Genomic DNA, 6,148 nt, shown 5'->3' with positions numbered 1-6,148 from the left:
GCTGAACCACCGCTTTCGCGGGCAAGCCCGCTCCCACATTTGAGCTGTGTTGCTGGGATGTCAGTGTTCGGCTGGAGATAGCCCAGGCACTGCCAATCCTCTGTGGGAGCTGTCGAGCTTTAGCGAGACTGCGAAGGCGGTGGCACTGTTGGTGGAGATGTTGGCTGAATCACCGCTTTCGCGGGCAAGCCCGCTCCCACAGGTGATTGGGGTTGCTGGGATGTCAGTGTTCGGCTGGAGATAGCCCAGGCACTGCCAATCCCCTGTGGGAGCTGTCGAGCTTTAGCGAGGCTGCGAAGGCGGTGGCACTGCTGGCAGAGAGGTTGCGCCTCAACCATGGAATTCCCCACACAAACCCCACACTTGGATTCTGTGCAGTCGCGGATTCAGGGGTTTTCCAGATCATGCCCCAACGACTGGATAAACAACGAAAACAGCTCCGGCTGTGACGAAATATCCAGCTTCGCGTACAAGTGTCGCCGGTGCACCTTTACCGTATCCGGCGAGATATTCAGGCGCTCGGCCATGGCCTTGGACGAAAACCCACGCAGTACCAGGCGCGCGATTTCCAGTTCGCGCTCCGACAGCACGCCGCTGCCAAAATGACTCAACGCATCGCGGATCTGGCTATCCATGGCCGGTGCCGCGCGCTGTGTGCTCTGCTGCCAATGTTGCTGCATCAACGGCAACACCCACGCCGCCAGCAGGGTCATCAGCCCGGTTTCTTCAACGCTGAATCGGCGCTGCATGCCCAATGACAGGGACAACGTCCCTGCGCCCGGCACTTGCAGGATGAACTGCACCTCATCCTCCAGCACGTTGTCGTGGAAGTAGTTGAGGAAGTACTCACTCTGGCGGAAATGATCCGGCGCGACTTCTTCCAGGCGGTACACGCCGCTGCTGAATCCCTCGCGACAGGCCTGGAAAAACGGGTCGAGCAAATACAAGCCATTGAGGTACACCAGCATCGACGCCGGCTTGCTGCTCGGCTGCGCGTCGTATTCCTCCAGGGCCTGGGGTGCGCCATCGTTGGGGTAGAAAATCGCCAGGGCGTTATCGAATGGCAGGCATTGGTGCAGCAACAGCACCAGCTGTTTCCAGAAACGCTCGGTGCCGATGTGCGCGACCGTGCGGCCCAGTGCGGCGTGCATGCCGACTTCCCTGAACAGGCTCATATCACAGGTTCCCACGGGCAGAAGATCGGCCAAGGGTTCGGCTTTTGCCGGGTGTCGTCAAGGGGAGTACGCCAATAGGGGAATTGGCCGACAACGGCCCAGGCGATAACGTCGGCATCATTGAACGGGAAACATATCCCGATAAATCACCATTTTTCGTTTCTGCCTCACACCAAAAACAACCACAGAGGATAACGATATGAGTGCTTCCCCCGCGCCAGACGGCGTGCTCAAGCCCACGCTGAGTGTGTTCGATGTAGTCGCCATTACCGTCTCGGCGGTCACGCCCGCCAGCTCCGTGTTTGTGATCGCCCCGTTTGCCATCCAGCAAGCGGGTAGCGGCGTGTTCCTTGCATTCGTGATGGCCGCTTTGCTCGCCCTGATGTTTGCCTTCTGCTACGCCGAACTGGGCCGTGCCCACAACAGCGCCGGTGGCGAATACGTGTATGCCAAGCGGGTGTTCGGCGGCATGGCGGGCTACGCGACGTTCCTGACGGTATTGGTAATGCTGCTGTTTATCCCGCCGGTGCTGGCCACCGGCGCGGCGACGTACTTGAACAACGCCCTGGGTACCAAATTCGACTCACAAACCGTCGCCCTGGTCATCGTGGTGTGCAGTTACGCCCTGGGCATCCTCAATATCAAGCTCAACGCCTGGATCACCGGCACCTGCCTGTTGCTGGAAGTCGCCGCGTTGCTGGTGATCGTGTTTATCGGCTTCGGCAACCCGATGCAGCCGGCCAGCGTGCTGTTCCAGCCGCAGATCGTCGAAAACGGCGTGCTGCACCTGGCGCCCTGGGCCTTGGTGATCGGCGCGGTGGGCATCGGCCTGTTCTCATTCAATGGCTACGGCCCGGCGGTGCTGCTGGCCGAAGACATGAAATGCGGCGGCAAGGGCGTGCACAAGGCGGTGTTGTGGTCGCTGGGCCTGGTGGTCGTGATCGAGCTGGTGCCGATCACCGCGTTGCTGATCGGCGCGCCGTCCCTGAGTGCGATGATCAGCAGCCCGGACCCCATCGGCTACCTGCTGACCAGTCATGGCAATGAAACCTTGTCGCGGCTGGTCAGTGCGGGGATTTTCCTGTCGGTGTTCAACGCCATTGTCGCCATCGTGATCCAGATCGGCCGCGTGGTCTTCAGCAGCGGGCGCGATGCGCTGTGGACGCCGCGGATCAACACATTGTTTACGCGCATTCACCCGCGCTGGGATTCGCCGTGGCTGGCTACGCTGTTCCTGGCGATTCCGTCGGCACTGCTGAGTTTCAGCTCGAACCTCGCCGACCTCACTTCGTTCAGCGTGCTGCTGATCATGCTGGTGTACCTGGTGGTCGCGTTGAGCGCGTTGATGAGCCGGGTGTTGCTGCGTGATCGCGAACACCCTTACCGCATGCCGCTCTGGCCTTTGCCGGCATTGCTCGCCGTGCTGGGCGCCGGGTATCTGCTGGCGACCCTGGTCGCGGCGGCATCGGTGCGCGACGTGATGATCATCGCCGGCTTGCTGGCCGTGTCGGTGATTCTGTATTGCATCAGTGGCCGGTTGAGTCCGGCGTTCCAGAAATTGTAAGGAGTGGTTATGCGTGCACGTCAATTGGGCATTACGTTGGGGCTGGGCACGCCCGGCGCATTGAATGCCATCACCGATGTACCGGGGGTGCGGGTTGGCCACAGTACGCTCAAGACCCGCGTCGACGGCAAACAGGTGCGCACCGGCGTGACGGTGGTGCAGCCACGCGCCGGCGAGGCCCGCCAGCAGCCGTGCTTTGCCGGGTATCACGTGCTCAACGGCAACGGTGATGCCACGGGCCTGGAATGGATTCGTGAAGCGGGGCTGCTGACTACGCCGCTGGCGATCACCAACACCCACAGTATTGGCGTAGTGCGCGACAGCCTGATCGCCCTGGAGCGCGAGCGCCTGGCGGACCCGGCAGTGTATTGGTGCATGCCGGTGGTGATGGAGACCTACGACGGCTTGCTCAACGACATCTGGGGCCAGCACGTCGGGCCCGAGCATGTGCGCCAGGCGCTGGAGTGTGCTGAAACCGGCCCGGTGCAAGAGGGGGCGGTGGGCGGCGGCACCGGGATGATCTGCCATGAGTTCAAGGGCGGCATCGGTACCGCGTCGCGGCGCTTGTCGGCAGAGCAGGGCGGTTGGACCGTCGGCGTGCTGGTCCAGGCCAACCACGGCAAGCGCCAGGAACTGCGGGTCGATGGCTACCCAGTGGGCCGCCAGTTGCTGCAAATCCCGTCGCCCTTCGCCGAGCGCGGCACGCCAGGCATGGGCTCGATCGTGGTGATCATTGCCACCGATGCGCCGTTGCTGCCGCACCAATGCCAGCGCCTGGCGCAACGTGCGTCCATCGGCATCGCGCGCACCGGCGGCGGCACCGAGGATTCCAGCGGCGACCTGTTCCTGGCGTTTGCCACTGGCAACGCTGACCTGCCGCCCGCTGACTACGGCCGCCAGGATCTGCCGCTGAGCACGTCGTTGCAGATGCTCAACAACGATCACATTTCGCCGCTGTTCAGCGCGGCGGCAGAGGCCGTGGAGGAGGCGATCATCAACGCGATCCTGGCCGGCGAAGACATGCACACCGACGATGGCGTGCTGGTGCCGGGCCTGCACGCTGAAACCCTATTGGCGGCATTGGATAAAACCGGCTGGAGTATGCCCCGGTAATCCGGGACAACTGCAACTTTTAGTTCAAGTAGTGGCTGTTTAATGTCGTTAATGACACCGTGCCAATATATTGGATCCATTAACTAAGCGGCCGCCAAACGTTGGCGGCTTTAGCCCTATTTAATATTTAAATAAGTGCGGCGTGTTTTTTGTCGGACAAAATCCGCGCCGACCAGCAAATACGGAGTGCAACTTACTGGCGCTAATTACCGGGTACTTTGTTGCCCCGGAAATAGATGTAGACGAAAGATTTCAAGTTGTGTCAGTTTTCTTACGCCTTCAAAAGAGGCGAGTGATAGGACGATCTCGCCCGCGGGGTTCCTATCGATCAAAGACTGATGCACTTGCAAACAAGGAAGTACGTTTATGTCAAAAGTAAAAGACAAGGCTATCGTGTCGGCGGCGCAAGCCAGCACCGCTTACTCGCAAATCGATAGCTTCAGCCATCTGTATGACCGTGGCGGCAACCTCACGGTCAATGGCAAACCGTCCTACTCCGTCGACCAGGCCGCCACCCAGCTGCTGCGCGACGGTGCGGCGTACCGGGACGTTGACGGCAACGGCAAGATCGACCTGACCTACACCTTCCTGACCTCGGCGTCGTCGAGCACCATGAACAAACATGGCATCTCCGGCTTCAGCCAGTTCAGCGCCCAGCAGAAAGCACAGGCCGCCCTGGCCATGCAGTCCTGGGCGGATGTGGCCAACGTCACGTTCACCGAGAAGGCCAGCGGCGGCGACGCCCACATGACCTTCGGCAACTACAGCGGCGGCCAGGACGGCGCGGCGGCGTTCGCCTACCTGCCCGGCACCGGCGCGGGCTACGACGGCACCTCGTGGTACTTGACCAACAGCAGCTACACGCCAAACAAGACCCCGGACCTGAACAACTATGGCCGGCAGACCCTGACCCACGAAATCGGCCACACCCTGGGCCTGGCGCATCCCGGCGACTACAACGCCGGCGAAGGCGCACCGACCTACAACGACGCGTCCTACGGACAGGACACGCGCGGCTACAGCGTCATGAGTTACTGGAGCGAGAGCAACACCAACCAGAACTTCAGCAAAGGCGGCGTCGAAGCCTACGCTTCCGGCCCGCTGATCGACGACATCGCCGCGATCCAGAAGCTCTACGGCGCCAACTACAACACGCGCGCCGGCGACACCACCTACGGCTTCAACTCCAACACCGGGCGTGACTTCCTCAGCGCCACTTCCAACGCCGACAAGCTGGTGTTCTCGGTATGGGACGGTGGCGGCAACGACACCCTGGACTTCTCCGGTTTCACCCAGAACCAGAAGATCAACCTCAATGAAGCCTCGTTCTCCGATGTTGGCGGCCTGGTAGGCAACGTCTCCATCGCCAAGGGCGTGACCGTGGAGAATGCCTTCGGTGGCGCCGGCAACGATCTGATCATCGGCAACAACGCGGCCAACGTGATCAAGGGCGGTGCCGGCAACGACATCATCTACGGTGGCGGCGGTGCCGACCAACTGTGGGGCGGCGCGGGCAACGACACCTTTGTGTTCGGCGCCAGCTCCGACTCCAGGCCGGGGGCGGCGGACAAGATCTTTGACTTCACCTCGGGTTCGGACAAGATCGACCTGTCCGGTATCACCAAAGGCGCAGGCCTGACCTTCGTCAACGCGTTTACCGGGCATGCCGGCGACGCGGTGCTGTCCTACGCTTCTGGCAGCAACCTGGGCACCTTGGCGGTAGACTTCTCCGGGCACGGCGTGGCGGATTTCCTCGTCACCACCGTTGGCCAGGCGGCCGTCAGCGACATCGTGGCGTGATGCAGGAGCGCGGCGTTTCGGCGCCGCGCTTTGCCCATGGAGCATAAGCAAGATGCAGCGTTTTACCCCCTTTATCGCCCGCGTATTGCTGGCGATGTTCGTATCGGCAGGAGCCCACGTGATGGCGAGCAGTCTTGTTTTACCCAGCAGCGCCCAATTGGCCGGACACTGGCAGTTGCACCAGCAGGACCAGGTGTGTGCGTTGGACCTGGTGGTCGCCGCCAATGCCGTGGCTGGCGACGTTGAATGCGCCGCGCAGTGGCTGGGCGACCATCCGAAGACCTGGCTGCCGACCCCGGACGGTATCTGGCTGATGAATGCCGACGGCACCGGGATTACCCATTTGAACCGGCAGAAAGAGGGTGAATATAAAGGTCGCACCGCCCAAGGCACCGAAGTGCTGTTGCAGCGCATCCCTTAGTTGTTGGTTATAAGCCTATAACTTGATTTTATTAGTTGGCCGCTCCGTTATTCGGGGTGCGGGCAACTATTGCTT

5 protein-coding genes are annotated in these 6,148 nt (G+C 61.4%); 4 read left to right on the top strand and 1 reads right to left on the bottom strand.

The window, feature by feature from the left end; genetic code table 11:
- Window positions 1-386: 386 nt before the first annotated feature.
- Window positions 387-1,175: a helix-turn-helix transcriptional regulator gene (locus IB241_RS21065; protein WP_192300134.1), complete on the bottom strand. Its 789-nt coding sequence runs from the start codon at window positions 1,173-1,175 to the stop codon at window positions 387-389.
- Window positions 1,176-1,374: 199 nt separating this feature from the next.
- Between IB241_RS21065 and IB241_RS21060 the strand changes: the two genes are divergently transcribed.
- The 4 genes from IB241_RS21060 to IB241_RS21045 all read left to right on the top strand — a co-directional run bounded on the left by IB241_RS21060 (window position 1,375) and on the right by IB241_RS21045 (window position 6,073).
- On the top strand, window positions 1,375-2,739 hold the full coding sequence (locus tag IB241_RS21060; protein WP_192300133.1) for an APC family permease: 1,365 nt from the start codon (window positions 1,375-1,377) through the stop codon (window positions 2,737-2,739).
- A 9-nt stretch (window positions 2,740-2,748) separates the two neighbouring features.
- Window positions 2,749-3,852, top strand: a complete 1,104-nt coding sequence (locus IB241_RS21055) for a P1 family peptidase (protein ID WP_192300132.1) — start codon at window positions 2,749-2,751, stop codon at window positions 3,850-3,852.
- 366 nt (window positions 3,853-4,218) lie between these two features.
- Window positions 4,219-5,652, top strand: a complete 1,434-nt coding sequence (locus tag IB241_RS21050; protein WP_192300131.1) for a serralysin family metalloprotease — start codon at window positions 4,219-4,221, stop codon at window positions 5,650-5,652.
- A gap of 52 nt (window positions 5,653-5,704) precedes the next feature.
- Complete coding sequence (locus tag IB241_RS21045; RefSeq protein ID WP_192300130.1) at window positions 5,705-6,073, top strand: AprI/Inh family metalloprotease inhibitor; 369 nt, start codon at window positions 5,705-5,707, stop codon at window positions 6,071-6,073.
- Window positions 6,074-6,148: the final 75 nt, after the last annotated feature.

It is taken from the genome of Pseudomonas sp. PDM05, from assembly GCF_014851685.1.
Taxonomy (GTDB): domain Bacteria; phylum Pseudomonadota; class Gammaproteobacteria; order Pseudomonadales; family Pseudomonadaceae; genus Aquipseudomonas.
Note: the sequence above shows the minus strand (reverse complement) of the source record. Positions and strands in the feature narration are given on the sequence as shown.

Excerpts from the sequence above, each read along its gene's own strand:
- IB241_RS21065 (WP_192300134.1), bottom strand. The coding sequence starts at position 1,175 with ATGAGCCTGTTCAGGGAAGTCGGCATGCACGCCGCACTGGGCCGCACG.
- IB241_RS21060 (WP_192300133.1), top strand. The coding sequence starts at position 1,375 with ATGAGTGCTTCCCCCGCGCCAGACGGCGTGCTCAAGCCCACGCTGAGT.
- IB241_RS21055 (WP_192300132.1), top strand. The coding sequence starts at position 2,749 with ATGCGTGCACGTCAATTGGGCATTACGTTGGGGCTGGGCACGCCCGGC.
- IB241_RS21050 (WP_192300131.1), top strand. The coding sequence starts at position 4,219 with ATGTCAAAAGTAAAAGACAAGGCTATCGTGTCGGCGGCGCAAGCCAGC.
- IB241_RS21045 (WP_192300130.1), top strand. The coding sequence starts at position 5,705 with ATGCAGCGTTTTACCCCCTTTATCGCCCGCGTATTGCTGGCGATGTTC.